Here is a 19,160-nt window from a genome sequence, read left to right as displayed (position 1 = left end):
AGCGCGGCTGGTTCAGCCGCAGGTCGGTGGTCACGATCGCCGGCAGCTTCAGCTCCACCACCTGCAGGCCGCCATCCACCTCGCGCGTCACCCTCGCCTTGCCGTCGCCGAGCTCCAGCTTCGAGGCAAACGTCCCCTGCGCCCAGCCCATAAGTGCTGCCAGCATCTGGCCGGTCTGGTTGGCATCGTCGTCGATCGCCTGCTTGCCCAGAATGACGAGCCCGGGCTGCTCCTGTTCGGAAATCCCCTTCAGGATCTTTGCCACATCGAGCGGCTCCACCACCGCGTCGGTCCTGACCAGGATGGCGCGGTCGGCCCCCATGGCAAGCGCGGTGCGCAGCGTCTCCTGCGCCTGCGCCGGGCCAATCGAGACGGCCACGATCTCCGTCGCCTTCCCGGCCTCCTTCAGGCGGATCGCCTCTTCCACCGCGATCTCGTCGAACGGGTTCATCGCCATCTTCACATTGGCAAGCTCGACGCCGGAGCCATCCGCCTTAACCCGCGGCTTCACATTCGCGTCAATCACACGCTTCACCGGTACAAGGATTTTCATCCTGCAGTGTCTCCTTCCAGAAATGCTTGGAGCGGCCGTTCGCATTCCCGCGCAAGCCGGGAAAGCATCGCGAGGCAGCGATCCAGTTCAGCCATTTCAATGAATTCGTCAGGCTTGTGCGCCTGATCGATGCTTCCGGGGCCGCAAATCAGGGTCGGGATGCCTGCATTGCTGAAATGCCCCCCTTCAGTGGCGTAGGATACGGCAAAGGGCCTGTTTCGGCCGGCCAGGCGCAACACGAAGGTTTCAGCTGGGCTTCCCGGCTGCGGCGCCAGCCCGGGCACCGAATTGACCCGCGTGGTCGAGATCCCCGCCTGGGGCGCGCGCCCCTGCAGGCGATCCCCGATGAGCCGCGAGAAGGCGTCAACACGGGCAAGAACCTCGTCCTCAGTGACGCCAGGCAGCGGCCGCATTTCCCAGATGAAGCCGCAACGCTCCGGCACGATATTCTTGACCGTGCCGCCATTGATGACCCCCACCTGCAGGGTCGAATAGGGGGTTGCGAATGCTGCGTCGGACGGGCCGTTCGAGCGAAGATCCTCGGCGATCCGTTCGATCTCCAGCACGATTTCGGCTGCCGCATAGGTCGCATTCGCGCCTGCCTGCGGATTGCTGGAATGCGCCGCCGCGCCCACCACTTCCGTCCGGAAGGTGACGGTCCCCTTATGGGCGTTGATGACCTCCATCGAGGTCGGCTCTCCCACGATCGCCAGCAGCGGCAGCGGGTCATCCCTGACGATGCCCTCTACCATCGGCCGGACACCCCGGCAGCCGATTTCTTCGTCGCAGGAAAAGGCGAGATGGATCGGCGTTTCGAGGCGGGTGCCCCTGAATGTCGGAACCATTGCCAGGACCGCGGCGAGAAAGCCCTTCATGTCGCAGGTCCCGCGCCCATGGAGCCTGCCATCCCGCGCGGTGAGGCGGAAGGGATCGCTCGTCCATTCCTGCCCGTCCACCGGCACCACATCCGTATGGCCCGACAGGAGGACACCATGGCGGTCCTCCGGCCCGATCGTGGCGAAGAGATTTGTCTTGCGCCCCGGCTCGTAGTCGTAGCGTCGGCTCGCAACGCCATGCGATGCGAGATAGTCCTCGATGAACGCGATGATGTCGAGATTGCTGTTGCGGCTGGTCGAATCGAACGCGACGAGCCGCTCCAGGATCTCGGCGGCCGACAGTCCTGCCATCAGTTCGGGCTCAGATAGACGGTCTTCTTGCGCATGTAGGTCTCAAAACCGTAGCGCCCGTCATCGCCGCCAATGCCGCTCAGGCGGTATCCTGTGTGATAGGCATTGATCGCCTCCGGACCGACACGGTTGACATAGACCTCGCCGAACTCGAGCTCGTTCACCGCACGCATCACCTTCCTATAGTCATGCGTAAAGAGATAGGCCGAGAGGCCATAGTCGGAATCATTTGCCTGCTGCAGGGCATCGTCATAATCCGCGAAGGGAATGAGGCTGGCGACGGGACCGAACACTTCCTGACGGACGATTTCCATGGACGGGTCGAGGTTGGTAAGCACCGTCGGCTGGAACCAGTATCCGCGGTCGAACGGCGCGCTGGACATGCGTCCGCCGCCGGTCAGCACCCGGGCCCCCTGCTCCACGGCGCGCGCCACCATGGCTTCCACCTTTTCGACTTCCGCGCGGCTGACCTTGGGGCCCACATCCGGATCGCTCCGGGGATCGCCGATGCGCAGGGACTGCACGCGGGCCAGGAATTTTTCCGTGAAGGGCTGGAAGACCGACTCCTGCACATAGGTCCGCTCGTTGGACGTGCAGACCTGCCCGCAATTGCGGAAGCGCGAGAACACCGCCCGTTCAGCCGCATAGTCGAGGTCGGCATCCTCGCAGACGATGAGCGGCGCCTTGCCGCCGAGTTCGAGCGACACCTGGGTGATGTTGTCGGCGGCGCGCCGCATGACCTCGTGGCCGGCCCGCACGCTTCCGGTGAGCGTGACCAGATTGGTCTTCTTGCTGCCGACGAGCGCCTCCCCAAGCTCGGTGCCGGTGCCCGTGACCACATTGAACACGCCGCGCGGAAGGCCGACCTCCTCGAAAAGGGCGGCAAGCCGCAGCGCGGAGAGCGGCGTCACCTCATGCGGCTTCACCACGATCGTGTTGCCGGCGACCAGCGCCGGCGCGGCTTTGCGTGCTGTGAGCGACAGGGGATAGTTCCACGGGATGAGGCCGACGACGACGCCGTAGGGCACGCGCAGAATGAGGATGTGTTCGCCGGCATTGTCGGAGGCAACGGTATCGCCCTCGATGCGGCGGGCCCATTGCGCGTGATAGTCAAGCTGCATGGCGGTGCCCATTACCTCGCCGCGCGCCTGGGTAAGAGGCTTTCCCTGCTCGGCCATGATCGTCTCTGCAAAACTGTCGACGCGCTCGCGTAGAAGCACGGCCACCTTCTGAAGATAGGCGGCACGCTCGACAGGCGGGGTACGCGCCCAGGCCTTGGCTGCCCCCGAAGCTGCGTCGAGCGCGCGCTCGGCCTCGGCGTGGCCGCCGGCCGGCACCTCCGCGAAGATTTCCCCACTGGCAGGATTTTCCACCGGAATGCCCGAGCCGGGCGCGGCGGAAATCCACTCTCCGCCGATGAAATGGCCGATCTTCATGTCCATCTTGAACTCCCTGCCGTCATTGTGGTGCAAGCTGTTTTTCCAGGAAGACGCTGTAGGGGTCGTCCGGCGAGTAGTCGCCGAAAGCCCCGCATTTCGAAAATCCTGCCCGCTCGAAGAGGCGCAGCGCATCCGGCTGATGGATGCCGGTCTCGATCCGCAGCAGGGGCAGGCCGAGAACGCGGGCCTCGTCCTCAAGGCGGCGCATCATCCGGCCGGCAAGGCCAAGCCCGCGAGCTTCCGGCGCCACGTAGATGCGCTTGATCTCGCCATAGCCGCCGCAGATCAGGATGGCGCCGCATCCGCGATATTCGCCATCAACGCGCGCGGCAAAGAAGCGGGCGTCGGGACCGGCGAGCGTCTCCAGGTCCGTCAGGTGATTGCTTTCGGCAGGGTAGAGCTCGCCCATGTAACTGTCGAGTGCCGCCACCAGGGCAACGATCGGCGGAATGCGCGGATCGACCTGTTCGATGCTGATCTGCGGAGCAGTCATTGCGTCGGCCCCTCCAGTTCGGCGCAGAGCGCGGTCGTGGCCTGCAGTCCCTCGAACACGGCCTCTTCCGCCGTTCTGGGAGCGACGGCATCGCCGATCAGCCGCACCGGTATCCCCAGCGATTTCAGGGGCGCGTGCAGCGCATCTTCCGGCTGGTTCGGCGTCACCAGGACGAGGGTGTCGGCATTCTCCAGAAGAACCGCTTCCTGGGAGGCGGTGTGGAGGAAATAGACGGAGTTCCCCTCCGATCCATAGAGGCGCATGAAGGGCATCATCTCGACGCCGAGCCGCTGCAGCCGGCCAATCGTCGCGTCGCGGACATAGCTCTGGATCGCGGCTGCGGCGCAGACGCCATTGACCGCGAGGCGCACATGGGCGCCCTCGCCTGCGAGCTTCTCGGCAATCCCCGCGCCGCGCCAGTCGGCGAGCCAGTCGTAAACGACGACGCGAGCGCCGGTCGCTGCCCTGCCTACAAGAACCTCGTTGCCGTGAAGGATCTGGAGGCCTTCGCCAAATTCGTAGCATGGGCCGGCCGGCCGGCTTCCGGTTGCGAGCAGCACGGCATCGGGCTTTTCAGTGGCAATCAGCTCCGGTGTCGCCTCCACGCCGAGATGAACGCGGACGCCGGTCAGCTCCATCTCGCGCGCAAGGTTCGTGACGATCCCGCCGAACTCCGCGCGGTGCGGCAGAAGCTGCGCCAGCAATGCCTGACCGCCGAGCCGCTTTTCCTTCTCGTAGAGCGTGACTTCATGGCCAATTTCGGCCGCCACGGCGGCTGCCTTCATGCCAGCCGGACCGCCGCCCACGACCATGATGCGGCGCGCCCGCGCGCTGCGCCGACGGCTCCCGAACTGGAGCTCGCGGCCGCTTTCGGGATACTGGATGCAGGAAATGGGGATGTTGAGCTGCGCATGGCCGATGCAGGCCTGGTTGCAGGCAATGCAGGCACGGATGTCATCCACCCGTCCGGCGCGCGCCTTTTCGGGCATGCGGGGATCGCAGATCATGGCCCGCGTCATGCCGCACATATCGGCCGCGCCCTCGGCAAGCACCCGCTCCGCCTCCTGTGGCTGGTTGATGCGGCCTGCGACGAAAACGGGTTTTCCGATCGTCTGCTTCAGGCGCTGCGAGAAGGGCGCGAGATAGGCGTTCTTCACGCTCATCGGCGGCACGATATGCACCGCACCGGAAGCCGAGGCTGACGTGCCGGCGATCACGTTGAAATAATCGAACTCGTCGCGGAGCCTGCGGCAGACCTCGAGGGTCTCCTCTTCCGACACGCCGTCGCTGTCGAATTCGGTGGCAGAGAACCGCAGGCCCAGGATCAGCGGTTCGGGCGTGTTCGCACGCACTGAGGCGACCACCTCGCGCAGGAAGCGGAGGCGATTTTCTGCCGTGCCGCCATATGGGTCGGTGCGGCGGTTTACCCGCGGATTGAGGAACTGTGCGGGCAGATAGCCGTGGCTTGCGACGATCTCCACGCCATCGGCGCCCGCCTCAGCCATGCGCCGCGCCGCCTGGCCATAGCCTTCGACGATCTCCGCGATCTCATCCGGCGACATTTCGCGGGGGATGATGCGGAAGCGCTCGGCCGGTGAGGATGAGGGCGCGAGAGCAGCCTGCATGACCCCGTTGCGCCGGCCGAGGAGCTCGCGCCCGGGATGGAAGAGCTGCACGAAGACGCGGGTGCCGTGCGCCTTGACCGCATCGTACAAGGCTTTGAAATGCGGAATGCACGCGTCCGATGTGCCCATCAGGACGTCCGGTGTGTAGCGGGCCGTCTCATGGACGGCGACCACCTGCACCACGATCAGCCCGGCTCCGCCTTTCGCGCGGGCCACCTGATAGGCGATCAGCCGTTCCGTGGGCAGCCCGTCCCGCCCCATCTCCGTATCGTGGCCGGTGGACAGGATGCGGTTCGGGATCTCCAGACCCTTCAGCATGAAGGGCGAGAAGAGATGCGGAAATGTCGTCGTCATTGCGGCGCTGCCTGTGTCGTGTCCTGTGCACGCGCCAAAGCCTCATCCCGGATTTGGCTCAGGGAACGCTCCGGCGTAAGCGCTTCCGGATGGACGATGCAGTGAATGATGGAGGGCAGGCCGCTTTCCAAAGCCCGTTCGAAAGCCGGAAGGAAATCCTGCGTCCGCTCCACCCGCTCGCCGTAGCCCCCGAAGATCCTGGCATAGGCGGCAAAATTCGGGTTGGTGAGCGAGGTGCCGGTGACACGCCCGGGAAACTCCCGCTCCTGGTGCATCCGGATGGTGCCATACATTCCATTATCGGCGATCACGACAATGATCGGCAGGTTGTGCTGCACCGCGGTGGCGAATTCCTGCCCGTGCATCATGAAGCAGCCATCGCCGGCGAAGGCCACGACCACGCGGTCCGGGTGCAGCCTCTTTGCGGCGATCGCTGCCGGCACGCCATAGCCCATCGACCCGGAGGTCGGCGCGAGCTGGCCGTCAAAGCGCCGGTAGCGATGGTACCGGTGCACCCAAGTGGCGTAGTTGCCCGCGCCGTTGCAGACGATCGCATCTTCGGGGAGGACATCGCGCAGCTGGCAGACAGCCTCGCCGAGATTGAATTCTCCCGGGACAGGCTTCGCGCGGTTCGTCCATGCTTCGAACAGTTCCCTCCCCTCGGCGACGACATGCGCGCGGGAAAGCGCTCGGTTGGGTTCGAGGCCGGAAACCGCCTTCATGAACCCGATGGGGGAGACAGGCAGCCCTAGATCAGGCCGGTAGACGCGGCCGAGTTCCTCCGCACCCGGGTGGACATGCACCAGGATCCGGCCGGGGTCAGGAACACCCAACAGCGTGTAGTTCTGGCTGGGCAGCTCGGACAAGCGGCCGCCGACCAGCAGGATGAGATCGCTCCGCCTGGCATAGGCCACCAGCTTCGGGTTTGCGCCGACGCTGAGGTCGCCGACGAAATTCCGGTGCGTGGAAGGAAAGAGCCCCTGGCGCCGGAACGACACGGCGACGGGCAGCTGGAACCGGTCGGAAAATGACACGAGCCTGTCCACCGCGTCCTGATCCCACCGCGCGCCGCCGGCAATGACCAGCGGCCTTTCAGCGCTGTCGAGGAGTTCGAGCAGCCGCCCGATATCTTCGGCCGAAGGCGCGGCCTCAGCCACGTGGTACGCCCTGGCGTCGGCGATTGCCGCCTGTTTCGAGAGCACATCCTCCGGCAGGCCGATGACCACCGGGCCCGGCCTGCCTGATGTCGCCACATGGAACGCCCGCGACACCACCTCGGGAATACGCGCGGGATCGTCGATCTGTGTCGCCCATTTTGCGATCGGACCGAAGAAGGCGGAGTAATCGATCTCCTGGAAGGCTTCGCGGCCGAGAAACCCCCGCTCCACCTGACCGATGAAGAGGATCATCGGGGTGGAATCCTGCATGGCAACGTGGACGCCCGCGCTGGCATTCGTGGCGCCAGGGCCGCGCGTGACGAAGCATATTCCTGGCCGGCCCGTGAGCTTGCCCTGCGCCTCGGCCATCATCGCCGCGCCGCCTTCCTGGCGGCAGACGGTGAGCCTGATGGGTGCATCGTGCAGGGCATCCAGCACGGCGAGATAGCTTTCGCCGGGCACGCAGAAACTGTCGGAGACACCGTGGACGACAAGCTGGTCGACGAGGATCTGGCCGCCGGTGCGGGCAAGCGCGGGGCGTTGCTCCGCCGCGCGAGAATTCATGTCAAGCATCGCGGCCTCGAATGAAACGCATTGCAAGCAGCAGCAGTAGGCTGAAGAGGATGAGAATTGTCGCCACGGCTGCGATTGTGGGGCTGATATTCTCGCGGATGCCGTCCCACATCCGCCGGGGAAGGGTGAAGATCCCTCGGCTGGTGATGAAAAGGGTGACCACGAGCTCGTCCCAGGAGGTGATGAAGGCGAACACTGCGCCGGCGAAAACGCCGGAGCGGATGTTGGGAAGGACGACCTGCAGCTGCGTGCGCGCCCACCCTGCCCCGAGATTCCGCGCCGCCATCGCGATGCTCGGATCAAGCCGCGAAAGTGCTGCGGAAGCCGTGATGAAGACGTAGGGCACGCTGAGGATGGCGTGCGCGAGGATGGTGCCTGCCCAGCTGTCGAAGAGCCCGAGCAGAACCCAGCTGCGGTAGAGCGCAAGCGCTGAGACCACCGGCGGAACGATCAGCGGCAGCAGCGCCAGAACCCGCGTCGTCATGGCCAGCGTGTTGCTCAGCCTAGAGGCGCCGATGGCGGCGGCCGTGCCGATGATGGTGGCGAGCACGGTCGAACACAGGCCGATGACGACGCTTTGCCCCATCGAACGGTACCAGGCCGGGTCCTGGAACAGCTGCTGGTAGTGGCGGAACGAAAAGCCTTCGGTCGGGAAGGACAGGAAGCTCGTCGGCGTCAAAGAGACCGGAATGACGACGAAGATCGGCGCCATGAGGAAGAGCAGCGCGCTCCAGGCCGCGATGTAGAACGGCAGCGAATAGCGGAACGGCATCGTCATACGGTGAATATCCGGCGCAGGTCGACAGCACGGGCCGCCGCGGCGATGGTGAGAAGCACGACGAGCATCAGGAGCGTGGCCAGGACAGAGCCGATGCCCCAGCGCGAGATGAGCAGGATCTGGGTGCTGATATACTCGCCCATCATCACCACGCGCCCGCCGCCGAGGATGATTGGCGTCACATAGAAGCCGAGCGCGAGCACGAGGACGAGCACGGTGCCGGCGAACACCCCGGGCAAGGTGAGGGGAAAGTAGACCTTGAGGAAGGTCATCACCGGTCCCGCGCCCAGGCCGCGCGAGGCCATGGTGAGCCGCTCGTCGATCCCCGCCATGCCGGCCAGGATCGTCAGCATGGCATAGGGAACGAGGTAGTGGGTCATTCCGATCACGACTCCAAGCTCGTTGTGCATCATGGCCAGCCGGTCAAAGCCCATCGACTGCACCACCCCGTTCACCGGGCCGTTGTCGCCGAGGATCATGAGCCAGGCAAAGGTGCGGATGAGGACCGAGGTCCAGAGCGGCACGAGGATGAAGAGCATCATCATGCGCCGCATGCCGGCGGATGCGCTGACATAGGCGTAGGCGAGGACATAGCCGATCACCACGCTCAGGATCGTGGTTATGCCGCAGATCCGCGCGGTGGTGAGCGCCACCCTGCCGATGGCCGGGGACTGCAGGACGTTTGCATAATTACCGAGCCCCGGCTGGGGCTCGGTGACGCTGATCAGAAGGACGCCGAAGAGGGGCACGAGATAGACCAGCCCCAGCAAGATGAGCATGGGTGCCACAAGTGCCGCAAAGCGGGGCTGGTCATTCATCTCGGGATCCTCAGCCGGCGATCATGTCCGTATAGGCGGCCAGCGCCTGGTCGTAATTCTCAGACCACCACTGGGCGTCCATCAGGGTCTGCAGCTTCCAGTTTTCCGGATGGGCCGGGTTGATGCGCTGCAGTTCCGGGGGCGTCTTCTCGCTTGCTTCCTGGGTAACAGGACCGGCGGCGAGCTCCGCCAGCAGGCCGAGCTGCTTGTCCACTTCCTGCATGGAGGCGATGAACGGCCAGACAAGATCGCCCGCTGGGTTGTCCTTCGGTACGCTCCAGGCGTCGCCATAGGCGATGGCTTCGTTCCAATGGAACGTGATGCGACCGTCGGTCTCCTTCTCGAGGATGTGCGCACGGCTGTTCCAGATGCAGGCCATGGTAACGTCGCCATTGCGCAGGAGCTGCTGGCTTTCCGCCCCGGAATCCCAGAAGACCACGTGTTCCTTGATCTGCTTGATCTTGTCGAGGGCACGCGGCAGGTCGATCGGGTAGATCTGGTCCTTGGGAACGCCATCGGCGAGCAGCGCGGCGTCGAGCGCGCCTGTCAGCCATTTGTAGAGCGACCGCTTGCCCGGGAATCGCTCGATGTCCCAGAAATCGGCCCAGGTCTGCGGTCCCCCATCCGGGAACTTGGACTTGTCGTAGGCGATCACATAGGACATGACATAGGCGGCCACGCCATGCTCGAACGAGGTTCCGGGAATGGTGTCGCGGCTGACGATCGAATAGTCGATCGGGCGCAGATAGCCTTCCCGGCCGAGCTTGATCGACGAGAAATTGTCGACGTCCATCACGTCCCAGATGACGTTCTTGGCATCGACCATCGCCTTGATGCGGCCTTCGAGCGGGCTTGAGTCGAAGTGCACGGGGATCCCTGTCTTTTCGGTATAGGGGATACCGAAAAGCTTCTCGTGCACCTTCGTGGCGTCGCCGCCCCAATTGGACACGACGATCTCCTTGGCCTGCGCCCTCGCCTCGCCGCTGCCGAGGCCCAGGAGCGTCGGCGCGACGCCAGCCGCCGCGCAAAGACGCAGGAAGTCGCGCCGGGTCTGCTCGTTGCGCAGCATCTTGCTGGCGATATCGAGTTGCTGGCCCCGCAAGGCCTGAAATCTTCTCATTCGCATTGAAGTCCTCCCATTGTGACAAGTCAGTCGCTGATGACCCGCCAGACCGCGCTGGCCCGGCACCGTGCCCAGACCTGGTCTCCAGGAGCTGGAATTCGGGCCTGCTCGGAGGTCCGGCAGCGGGCGATGATCGGGCCCGCCTCCGTCTCGATATGCACCCGGTAGTCGGCGCCGACGAAGGTCACGTCGCGAACGTGACCCTCGAGCGCAATGTCATCTGTTCCCCCATTGGGCGCAGTGTATTCGATCGCCACATGCTCCGGCCGGATGCTGAGGCAGGCTTCCCCGGCAGCATTCGTGGCGCCACCCACCGGGACCCGGCACCCGGCAATCCGGATGACCGTCTTTCCCCCTTCAGACCCCACCACGGGAGCGTGCAGGATATTGCTCTCGCCAAGGAAGTTTGCGACGAAGCGCGTCTGAGGCCTCGAATAGATGGCCGCCGGCTCGCCGATCTGAACGATCCTGCCCTCCCGCATCACGACGACCCTGTCTGACATGGACATCGCTTCTTCCTGGTCATGCGTGACGCAGACGAAGGTCGTGCCGAGCCGGCGATGGAGCGCCTTCAGCTCGTCCTGCAGGCTTGCCCTGAGCTGCCGGTCGAGCGCGCCCAGCGGCTCATCCAGCAGCAGCACCTTGGGATCGAAGACGATGGCGCGTGCCAGCGCCACGCGCTGCTGCTGGCCGCCCGACAGCGCCTTTGGCATCCGTTCGGCATAAGCCTCCATATGGACGAGCTTCAAAACCGAGAGCACCTTCTCCCGGACAACCTCCTTCGGCTGCCGCCGGATGCGCAGCGGGAAGGCCACATTGTCGAAGACGGAAAGGTGCGGAAACAGCGCGTATCCCTGGAAGACCATGCCGAAATTGCGCTTCTCGGGTGGAAGCGGCGCGACATTGGCGCCTTCGAACAGCATCTCCCCCTGGGTGGGCGCAACGAACCCCGCCAGCATCATCAGGAGCGTTGTCTTGCCCGACCCTGAAGGGCCAAGCATCGTCAGAAGCTCGCCCTCGCGCACGTCGAGGCAGATATCGTCGACAGCGACGGCGCTGCCATACCGTTTCACGATGTTGCGCACACTGAGAAGGACCGGCGCATTCACGCCCCGGCTGCCGGAGCGGTCATTCGCGGGAGTGCCGACCGGTTTTCCTCCCACCTCAACTCTTGCCGCCTTCAACAAAATGATCCTCCGACACTGGCGGCAAGCCGCCTCCCGCTTCTAGATGGCGGCAGCAACGCGCAACCCATCGTAAATCGCCTCTTCCGCCGTGCGCGGAGCAAGGCTGTCGCCAATGACGTGAACTTCCCCGGGATAGTCCTCGAGCAGGTCCGCCAGCTCGCTGACAGCGCGATGGCCGGTGCAAAGGACGAGGGCATCGACCTCCTCGAGAATGATCGGATCGTCGTTCACCGTGTCCTGCAAATAGACCGTCGCGTCGTCGTAGCCGTAGAGCCGCGCATAGGGGATGACCTTCACGCCCAGCCGGCGAAGCTCCGCATTGGACTGGTCGCGCACATAGAGCGGGATCGTTTCGCCTGGCATGGTGCCATTCACGGCGAGCTGGACGCGATTCCCGTTGCGGGCGAAACGCACGGCCATGCCGATCCCGATCCAGTCGCAGCGCCAGTCGGCCACCACGATCGATCCGGCAACATCGGCCTTGCCGGTGAGAACGTCCCAGGCATCGACGATCTTCAGCGATCCGCCGCCCTCAAGCGGCGGGTGGTAGGGCCGCGCGCCGGTCGCCACGATGATCGCGTCTGGCGAGTGTTCATCGACCACACTCCGGTCGACGGCCGTGTTTCGCCTGATGCGCACTTGGGAGATTGCCAGCTCGCGCTCCAGATTGGTGACCAGCCCGCCAAACTCCATGCGGTCCGGCAGGAGTTGCGCGAGGAGCGCCTGGCCGCCAAGGCGGCTACCTGCCTCGAACAGGGTGACATCGTGCCCGCGCTCGGCAGCCACGGCCGCAGCCTTCATTCCCGCCGGTCCTCCGCCCACGACCATCACCCGCTTCGGCTCCTGCGCGCGGGGCATGTTTCCGTAGATCAGTTCGCGGCCGGTGACCGGGTGCTGGATGCAGGAAATCGGCGCGCCCTTGTGGAAGTGGCCGATGCAGGCCTGATTGCAGGCGATGCAGGCGCGGATATCCTCCAGCCGCTGCTCGACCACCTTTCTGGGCATCTCCGGATCGCAGATGAGCGCGCGCGTCATGCCGCAGACGTCGGCCTGCCCGGAGGCGATGATCGCGTTGGCATCCTGAGGTTGATTGATGCGCCCGGTGACAAAGACGGGGATGGACACGCGCGCCTTCACGGTCGCGGAAAATGGCGCAAGATAAGCGTTGGGAATGCTCATGGGCGGCACGATGTGAACAGCGCCGCCGCTCGACGCAGATGTGCCCGCCACAACGTGGATATAGTCGATTTCGCTTTCGAGCGAACAGATCGCCTCGAGGGCTTCCCCGCTGGTGATCCCCTGCTGGTCGAGTTCGCCGCCGGAAATCCTCAAACCGACCACGAAGTCCTCGCTCGTCTTCGCCCGCACGTCGGCAAGAACTTCCCGCGTGAAGCGCAGCCGGTTCTCCAGGCTGCCGCCATACATGTCCGTCCTGACATTGACGCGAGGGCTCAGGAACTGCGCCGGAAGATAGCCGTGGCTGGCGACAATCTCGACCCCATCCAGCCCCGCCTGATGCAGGCGGCGGGCAGCGTCTCCGTAGCAGGAAACGATCTCCCGGATGAGGCGCTGACTGAGCGGCCGCGGCATGACATGATAGCGTTCGTTGGGCACTTCCGAGGGTGCGTAGGCCACCGCAAGGAGGCCGCCCTGTGCTTCCGTTATCTCCCGGCCGGGATGAAAGAGCTGGCCGAAGATCGTGGTGCCATGCGCATGAACTGCGTCCGCAAGGCGGCGATAACCGGGGATGCACTCGTCGTTCGAAGCCATCAGGATGTGGTTCGTGTAGCGCGCCGTCTCATGCACCCCCGCCACCTGGACGATGATGAGGCCGGCGCCGCCGCGGGCGCGCGCCTCCTGGTAGGCGATGAGCGCATCGTTGACGAGAGCGGCAGTGGGAAGCGTGGTGTCGTGGCCGGTCGACATGATCCGATTCCTGAGCGTCGCCCCGCGCAGCTTGAGTGGCGAAAGCAACGCCCCGCAATTTTGGAATTCCATGCGCTCCTCCACTCGGTGTTCACGGCAGAACAATCTCGAGCGCTAATTGCTTACAAAATTGTCGACGAAATTGTCAACGGACTTGTCGCCGGAAATATCGTTGTGTAGATGTTCAGCCTACACAGGGTGGAATTCGCATGGATTGGACTGCAGGCGGCCACGAGGAAGTCGACGCCGTTGTGATTGGAGCAGGTGCGGTTGGCCTCGCCGTCGGGCGCGCGCTGGCGCTCTCGGGCCGGGAGGTCATCATCCTGGAGGCGGAGAGAATGATCGGCTCCGTCACGAGTTCGCGCAATTCCGAGGTGATCCATGCAGGGCTCTACTATGTGCCCGGTTCGCTGAAGGCGAAGCTCTGCGTGGAAGGAAAGGCGGCGCTCTACGCCTATTGCGCGGAGCGCGGGATAAAGCACTCGCGGCTGGGAAAGCTGATCGTCGCCTGCTCCGAGGCAGAGGTTCCGAGGCTGCAGCATCTGACGATGAATGCAGCCCGCAATGGCGTTGTTGATCTGGCGATGCTGTCGCAACACGAGGTCCGCTCCATCGAGCCGGAGCTCGACTGCTTCGCTGCCATGCGCTCCCCTTCGACCGGGATCGTCGATGTGCACGAGCTCATGCTGAGCTATCTGGGCGATCTCCAAAACAGCGGCGGCATGCTCGTCCTGGGTGCCCGGGTGCTCGCCGGAAAGGTCACGGGGCGCGGCATCTCCCTTTTGGTCGACCAGGATGGCGGCCTGGTGCTCTCCTGCCGTACCGTGGTGAACTGTGCGGGATTGGCCGCTCAGAAGATCGCTTCTTCGATCGAAGGCTTCCCCCGTGAAGCGGTTCCAGCCCAGTATCTGGCCAAGGGAAACTATTTCAAGCTTACCTCGCGCTCACCATTCCAGCATCTGGTCTATCCCCTCCCGACGGACGGCGGCATGGGCATCCACCTCACGCTTGACCACGCCGGACGAGCCCGGTTCGGCCCGGACGTCGAATGGGTGGAGAAGATCGACTACACTGTCAGCGATGAGCGGCTTCCTCTTTTCGAGCGCGCGATCCGCCGGTACTGGCCGGGACTGCCCGACGGCACGCTCGCGCCGGACTATTGTGGAATTCGTCCGAAGCTCAACGGCAGCGGAAGCCCGGCTGCAGATTTCATGATCCAGGACGGCAACGCCTACGGAGCGAAGGGCCTCATAAACCTCTACGGCATCGAATCGCCCGGGATCACAGCATCGCTTGCCATCGGGGATCTTGTTCGCGCCCTGGCTTGCAATGGAGATCGCGCCACGGAGCCTGCGGCGCTAGTATCGTTCTCCGAAGCGCAAGCATGAGGACGATGATGATCCAACAGACAAGCCACCGATCAGAGACCGAGGTGGTCGAGACCATTCGCGAAGCCATCATCTTTGGCCGCCTGCGGCCACGCGAACGGCTGGTCGAGGAAGACCTGAGCGAACGCTTCGGCACCAGCCGGCACGTGATCCGGGCGGCCATGGTGACACTGGAGCAGATCGGACTGGTGACGCGCCGCCCAAACCGGGGAGTGGTCGTTCGCGACTTCTCGGTGGAGGAGGTAGAGGAACTCTACGACATGCGGGCCATACTTCAGGCTGAAGCTGCGCGCCGCATCCCACTGCCTGCTCCGGCGTCGCTGATCGACGAACTCGAGCGGATCCACAAGGAATACTCCGACTGCGTGGATCGTATGGACCTCAAGCAGACGGCAGCACTCAACAATGTGTTCCATGAGACCTTCTTCGCCGCCTGCAACAACCGGTTTCTGGCAGAGGCAATCGAGACCTTCTGGGCCCGCACCACTGCCATACGCTGCTACGCCATCGGCGATCCGACCCTTCTGGAACAGTCCCGCAGCGAGCATCGCGCAATGATCGATGCGCTCATCCGATGCGATCGGGAGGAACTCGTTCGCCTCTGCGTCAGCCACATCTACCCGGCGCTCGAAGCTTACAAGCGCGCGCATGGCGGCTGGACCGTCAGGCCGGCTTCGGCCAGCGAGATGTAGCGCCACCCCAGCCTGTTCAGGAGGAAAGAATGCCGCATGAGCTCCAGTTCTATATCGACGGCGCCTGGGTGCAGCCGCTCGGAAGCGCCACGCTGGAGGTCATCGATCCTTCGACGGAAGAAGCATTCACGCAGATTGCGGCCGGTTCGGCGGCGGATGTCGATCGTGCGGTGGATGCTGCCCGGCGCGCGTTCCCGGCCTTCGCGGCCACAACCAAGGCGGATCGGCTGGCGCTGCTGCGGCGCGTGCTTGAAGCCTACAACGCCCGCTATGAGGATATCGCCCGGGCGGTAAGCCAGGAGATGGGCGCTCCCATCGCCTTTGCCCGTGAGGCGCAGGCCTTTGCCGGCCAGGCCCATCTTGCTGCGGCCATCGAGGCGCTGGAGGGCTTTGAATTCGAGCACCAGCGGGGGACCACCCGCATCGTCCGCGAGGCCATAGGCGTCGCCGGCATGATCACGCCCTGGAACTGGCCGCTGAACCAGATCGTCTGCAAGGTCGCTCCGGCGCTTGCGGCAGGCTGCACGATGGTCCTGAAGCCAAGTGAGATTGCGCCGGTGAGCGGCATCATCTTCGCGGAGGTGATGCATGCGGCGGGCGTCCCCAACGGGGTCTTCAATCTCGTAAACGGCACGGGCGAAGACGTCGGCCGGGCAATTTCCTCCCATCCCGGCATCGACATGGTCTCCTTTACCGGCTCGACCCGTGCGGGCGTGGACGTTGCGAAGCTTGCGGCCGACACGGTGAAACGCGTTTCGCAGGAGCTTGGCGGAAAGTCGCCCAATATCATTTTGCCGGATGCCGATTTCGAAAGCGCGGTGCGGACCGGCGTCTCGTCCTGCTTTGCCAATAGCGGCCAGTCCTGCGACGCGCCCACCAGGATGCTCGTTCCCTTCGACCGCCACGAGGAGGCTCTCGCAATCGCCAGGTCTGTTGCCGAGGCAACAATTGTAGGAGACCCTCGCGTGGCGGGAACGATGCTCGGCCCGGTCGTCAGCCGCGCCCAGTTCGACAAGATCCAGCGGCTGATCGAGACCGGCATCGCCGAGGGAGCCGAGCTGGTCGCCGGCGGCCCCGGTCGTCCCGCTGACCTCAATCGCGGCTACTACGTGAAACCCACCGTCTTCGGCCACGTGCGGCCGGAGATGACCATTGCGCGGGAGGAGATTTTCGGCCCGGTTCTGGCGATCATGCCCTACAGGGAAGAAGACGAGGCGATCCGGATCGCCAACGACACGCCCTACGGGCTGGCAGCCTATGTCCAGTCGCAAGACATCGAGCGGGCGCGCAGGGTGGCCCGGCAACTGCGCGCCGGGACCGTCAACATCAACTATCCCGACTGGGACCTTCACGCCCCCTTCGGCGGCTACAAGCAATCCGGAAACGGCCGTGAATATGGCGCCTACGGCATCGAGGAGTTCCTCGAGACCAAGGGGATCGTCGGGTTCGGCGGCTGAACGGTTTCCCGAGTCAAAGCCATGCGCGCCACGCGCCGCGTATCAGCGAGGGTGGGATGAAGACCTTTGGCACCTATCTGGTGGAACTGCTGCGTGCCTATGAGGTCGATACCGTGTTCGGCATACCGGGCGTGCACACGATCGAGCTCTATCGCGGCCTGCCGGGCAGCGGCATCCGGCATGTGACGCCGCGGCACGAGCAGGGTGCCGGGTTCATGGCGGACGGCTACGCCAGAGCGAGCGGCAGGCCCGGCGTCTGCTTCATCATTACTGGCCCCGGCCTCACGAATGTTGCAACGGCGGTGGCACAGGCCTTCGCGGACTCTGTTCCGATGCTGGTCATTTCCGGCGTGAACGCACGCGGCCATATGGGTTCAGGTGAAGGGTTTCTGCATGAGCTGCCCGATCAGCGCCAGCTCATGAAACAAGTAACCGCCTTCAGCCATACGATCCTGAAGATGGAAGAACTCGAGCCCGTATTGGCCCGGGCCTTCGCTGTCTTTGCATCGGCGAGGCCGCGGCCGGTCCACATCGAAATCCCGATCGACCTCATGGCAGCGGATGCAAGTCACCTCCCCGTCCCGCGACGAGCATCGGCCCCAGCCAGGCCCGCGCCGGATGCCGAATCCATCGCCCGAGTGGCGAAACTTGCCGGAGAAGCTGCCCGCCCGCTCATTCTCGCTGGTGGTGGCGCCGCAGATGCAGCTGCCCCTCTCCACCGGTTGGCCGAAGCGCTGGATGCGCCTGTCGTCATGACCGTCAATGGCCGCGGCGTCCTGCCCGCCGGACATCCGCTGGCAGTACCCTGCACGCCGAGCCTCCAGGGATGCGCCGAGCTTATCGCAGGCGCCGATCTCGTCATAGCTGTCGGTACCGAGCTCGGCCCAACCGATTTCGATCCCTATGGAACAGGCCGTCCGACAATCAACGGCCGCCTCGTGCGCATCGATATCGATCCGGAGCAGGCGATGCGCGGCAGCCGGGCGGACATCACGGTCATTTCCGATGCGGGCGCGGCTCTCTGCGCGCTCTTCGCCGCCGCAGCGGGGTCCACCTGTAGCCGCCGCGGCGGCGCAGAGCGGGCAGCACGGGCCCGAGACGAAGTGCGCAGCGGGCTGGACCCGATGATGACAGTAGGTCTCCGCCTGTTGGAGAAAGTGCGAGAAGTCCTGCCCGATGCGATCGTCGTCGGCGATTCAACCCAGCCCGCCTACGCTGGGTGTCTCGCTTATGCCTCCATGCGGCCCCGCTCATGGTTCTGCTCGTCCACGGGCTATGGAACGCTCGGCTACGCACTTCCGGCCGCGATTGGGGCCGCGCTGAGCGTTCCCGAACGCCCGGTCGTCTGCCTTATCGGCGATGGCGGCATTCAATTCACCCTGGCGGAGCTTGGCTCCGCGGTAGACGCCGAAACCCCGCTCATCGTCCTGCTCTGGAACAACTCAGGATACGGGGAAATCAAGACCCATATGCAATTTCGTGGTGTCGAACCGCTTGGGGTAGATATCTACACGCCTGATTTTCAGCTGCTCGCCCGCGGGTTTGGTTGGGAGTATCTGAGCCTCGATCCAGGGCAGCCACTTGGCGCGATGCTGCGGTATGCCGCGCTAAACAGGCAGCGAGTCCTCATCGAGGTGAACGAAGGTGAGGCCTTGGCCAGTAAAGGCAACTTTCTCAGGCTTTGACTATGTTCGGCTTTGTGCCGCTCCACTGGTAATTGCCTCTCTTTGTGTCGCAGGGAGATCGCTCACGCAAGGTCAGGCAATTTCCTGCCGCACCCACCTTCGAACGGGGGACGTAGAATATTGCTTAGGCGGCGCTACTGAATGCTACGAAGTGGCCGGGGCTGTGGCCCGAGATATCTGCACCGGGCTAAGGCCGCAGCGAGAAGTGCTCACATGCTCTGCCCAGCCACGCCGGAATACTCTTGCACCGGAGCGACAGTGACCCAGACCATACTCGCCCGAGAGGAAGATCGTGCTGGCTGTGAGCGCCACCTGATAGAGCACCTTCATCATTCGCGCCCACACGCTTTAGTCGGTTCACCGCCCATTTGAGAACATGCGGCAGAAGTGGCGAGGTGAACCACCCGGTGACCTTCTGTGTTTCACAAGGCCGAGGTCCCCTCCCGGCCCACCACACACACAGGATACCCACACTGAACAGTGCAGGAGATGGATTAGGCCGGTCTTTCCGAATCCGTTTCGCGATCTGCTGGTTCGTCCTCGCCAAGTACGAATGCATAAAGCGCATTCGGCTCATCGAGCATCACCTGCTGGGCATCGGGATCCAGGCCGTCTAGCCGGTAGGCGATGAAATCGCCGCCAGCTTCCCATCTAGCCATGTCGACAAGCCGATGTTCAGTAAGACTTCGGTGGTCAGTTTCTGAATCGGCGGCAATCCACTCTCC

Annotated in this window: 16 protein-coding genes; 4 read left to right on the top strand and 12 right to left on the bottom strand. The window is 64.3% G+C overall.

The genetic code is table 11. The annotated features are described in order from the left end of the window. The 11 genes from RIN79_RS07245 to RIN79_RS07195 form a co-directional block, all read right to left on the bottom strand. Positions 1–553 (bottom strand): electron transfer flavoprotein subunit beta/FixA family protein (locus RIN79_RS07245; protein WP_309083966.1); only part of this gene is annotated, 553 nt, incomplete at its 3' end. Beyond that, the gene (gene argE, locus RIN79_RS07240) at positions 550–1,740 is read right to left on the bottom strand and encodes an acetylornithine deacetylase (RefSeq protein ID WP_309083965.1); all 1,191 of its coding nucleotides are present in this window, start codon (positions 1,738–1,740) and stop codon (positions 550–552) included. The genes RIN79_RS07245 and argE, both read right to left, overlap by 4 nt. Beyond that, positions 1,740–3,182 carry an aldehyde dehydrogenase gene (aldA, locus tag RIN79_RS07235; protein ID WP_309083964.1) on the bottom strand — a complete coding sequence of 481 codons (1,443 nt, stop codon included), beginning with the start codon at positions 3,180–3,182 and terminating at the stop codon, positions 1,740–1,742. The genes argE and aldA overlap by 1 nt, the downstream gene beginning before the upstream one ends. A 16-nt stretch (positions 3,183–3,198) precedes the next feature. Continuing rightward, positions 3,199–3,672 carry a GNAT family N-acetyltransferase gene (locus RIN79_RS07230; RefSeq protein WP_309083963.1) on the bottom strand — a complete coding sequence of 158 codons (474 nt, stop codon included), beginning with the start codon at positions 3,670–3,672 and terminating at the stop codon, positions 3,199–3,201. Beyond that, positions 3,669–5,651 (bottom strand): FAD-dependent oxidoreductase, encoded by a 1,983-nt coding sequence (locus RIN79_RS07225; protein ID WP_309083962.1) that lies wholly within the window; start codon positions 5,649–5,651, stop codon positions 3,669–3,671. Before RIN79_RS07225 ends, RIN79_RS07230 begins: the two co-directional genes overlap by 4 nt. Continuing rightward, complete coding sequence (locus RIN79_RS07220) at positions 5,648–7,381, bottom strand: thiamine pyrophosphate-binding protein (protein WP_309083961.1); 1,734 nt, start codon at positions 7,379–7,381, stop codon at positions 5,648–5,650. Before RIN79_RS07220 ends, RIN79_RS07225 begins: the two co-directional genes overlap by 4 nt. Continuing rightward, a complete protein-coding gene (locus RIN79_RS07215) occupies positions 7,374–8,159 on the bottom strand; it encodes an ABC transporter permease (RefSeq protein ID WP_309083960.1) in 786 nt (261 codons plus the stop codon). Before RIN79_RS07215 ends, RIN79_RS07220 begins: the two co-directional genes overlap by 8 nt. Continuing rightward, complete coding sequence (locus RIN79_RS07210; protein ID WP_309083959.1) at positions 8,156–8,977, bottom strand: ABC transporter permease; 822 nt, start codon at positions 8,975–8,977, stop codon at positions 8,156–8,158. The genes RIN79_RS07215 and RIN79_RS07210 overlap by 4 nt, the downstream gene beginning before the upstream one ends. 10 nt (positions 8,978–8,987) lie before the next feature. Continuing rightward, complete coding sequence (locus RIN79_RS07205) at positions 8,988–10,097, bottom strand: extracellular solute-binding protein (RefSeq protein ID WP_309083958.1); 1,110 nt, start codon at positions 10,095–10,097, stop codon at positions 8,988–8,990. A gap of 29 nt (positions 10,098–10,126) precedes the next feature. Continuing rightward, complete coding sequence (locus RIN79_RS07200) at positions 10,127–11,284, bottom strand: ABC transporter ATP-binding protein (protein ID WP_309083957.1); 1,158 nt, start codon at positions 11,282–11,284, stop codon at positions 10,127–10,129. Positions 11,285–11,326: 42 nt separating this feature from the next. Next, positions 11,327–13,285: an FAD-dependent oxidoreductase gene (locus RIN79_RS07195; RefSeq protein ID WP_309083956.1), complete on the bottom strand. Its 1,959-nt coding sequence runs from the start codon at positions 13,283–13,285 to the stop codon at positions 11,327–11,329. Positions 13,286–13,422: 137 nt separating this feature from the next. Between RIN79_RS07195 and RIN79_RS07190 the strand changes: the two genes are divergently transcribed. The 4 genes from RIN79_RS07190 to RIN79_RS07175 are packed head-to-tail and all read left to right on the top strand — an operon-like array spanning position 13,423 to position 18,435. Further along, on the top strand, positions 13,423–14,601 hold the full coding sequence (locus tag RIN79_RS07190; protein ID WP_309083955.1) for an NAD(P)/FAD-dependent oxidoreductase: 1,179 nt from the start codon (positions 13,423–13,425) through the stop codon (positions 14,599–14,601). Between the two features lie 8 nt (positions 14,602–14,609). Continuing rightward, on the top strand, positions 14,610–15,293 hold the full coding sequence (locus RIN79_RS07185) for a GntR family transcriptional regulator (RefSeq protein WP_309083954.1): 684 nt from the start codon (positions 14,610–14,612) through the stop codon (positions 15,291–15,293). A 29-nt stretch (positions 15,294–15,322) separates the two neighbouring features. Beyond that, positions 15,323–16,750, top strand: coding sequence for an aldehyde dehydrogenase family protein (locus RIN79_RS07180; RefSeq protein ID WP_309083953.1), 1,428 nt, complete (start codon positions 15,323–15,325; stop codon positions 16,748–16,750). Positions 16,751–16,806: 56 nt separating this feature from the next. Continuing rightward, the gene (locus tag RIN79_RS07175; RefSeq protein ID WP_309083952.1) at positions 16,807–18,435 is read left to right on the top strand and encodes a 5-guanidino-2-oxopentanoate decarboxylase; all 1,629 of its coding nucleotides are present in this window, start codon (positions 16,807–16,809) and stop codon (positions 18,433–18,435) included. Positions 18,436–18,929: 494 nt separating this feature from the next. Here RIN79_RS07175 and RIN79_RS07170 read toward each other — a convergent pair whose 3' ends face one another. Continuing rightward, entirely contained in the window at positions 18,930–19,094 is a 165-nt protein-coding gene (locus RIN79_RS07170; RefSeq protein ID WP_309083951.1) for a hypothetical protein, read from the bottom strand. Positions 19,095–19,160: the final 66 nt, after the last annotated feature.

The organism is Chelativorans sp., from assembly GCF_031180965.1.
Taxonomy (GTDB): domain Bacteria; phylum Pseudomonadota; class Alphaproteobacteria; order Rhizobiales; family Rhizobiaceae; genus Chelativorans.
This window is presented reverse-complemented; position numbering and strand designations above follow the sequence as displayed.

What these genes read in the sequence shown, in the direction of transcription:
- argE (WP_309083965.1), bottom strand. Translation starts at nt 1,740, where the DNA reads ATGGCAGGACTGTCGGCCGCCGAGATCCTGGAGCGGCTCGTCGCGTTC.
- aldA (WP_309083964.1), bottom strand. Translation starts at nt 3,182, where the DNA reads ATGGACATGAAGATCGGCCATTTCATCGGCGGAGAGTGGATTTCCGCC.
- RIN79_RS07230 (WP_309083963.1), bottom strand. Translation starts at nt 3,672, where the DNA reads ATGACTGCTCCGCAGATCAGCATCGAACAGGTCGATCCGCGCATTCCG.
- RIN79_RS07225 (WP_309083962.1), bottom strand. Translation starts at nt 5,651, where the DNA reads ATGACGACGACATTTCCGCATCTCTTCTCGCCCTTCATGCTGAAGGGT.
- RIN79_RS07220 (WP_309083961.1), bottom strand. Translation starts at nt 7,381, where the DNA reads ATGCTTGACATGAATTCTCGCGCGGCGGAGCAACGCCCCGCGCTTGCC.
- RIN79_RS07215 (WP_309083960.1), bottom strand. Translation starts at nt 8,159, where the DNA reads ATGACGATGCCGTTCCGCTATTCGCTGCCGTTCTACATCGCGGCCTGG.
- RIN79_RS07210 (WP_309083959.1), bottom strand. Translation starts at nt 8,977, where the DNA reads ATGAATGACCAGCCCCGCTTTGCGGCACTTGTGGCACCCATGCTCATC.
- RIN79_RS07205 (WP_309083958.1), bottom strand. Translation starts at nt 10,097, where the DNA reads ATGAGAAGATTTCAGGCCTTGCGGGGCCAGCAACTCGATATCGCCAGC.
- RIN79_RS07195 (WP_309083956.1), bottom strand. Translation starts at nt 13,285, where the DNA reads ATGGAATTCCAAAATTGCGGGGCGTTGCTTTCGCCACTCAAGCTGCGC.
- RIN79_RS07190 (WP_309083955.1), top strand. Translation starts at nt 13,423, where the DNA reads ATGGATTGGACTGCAGGCGGCCACGAGGAAGTCGACGCCGTTGTGATT.
- RIN79_RS07185 (WP_309083954.1), top strand. Translation starts at nt 14,610, where the DNA reads ATGATCCAACAGACAAGCCACCGATCAGAGACCGAGGTGGTCGAGACC.
- RIN79_RS07180 (WP_309083953.1), top strand. Translation starts at nt 15,323, where the DNA reads ATGCCGCATGAGCTCCAGTTCTATATCGACGGCGCCTGGGTGCAGCCG.
- RIN79_RS07175 (WP_309083952.1), top strand. Translation starts at nt 16,807, where the DNA reads ATGAAGACCTTTGGCACCTATCTGGTGGAACTGCTGCGTGCCTATGAG.
- RIN79_RS07170 (WP_309083951.1), bottom strand. Translation starts at nt 19,094, where the DNA reads ATGGCTAGATGGGAAGCTGGCGGCGATTTCATCGCCTACCGGCTAGAC.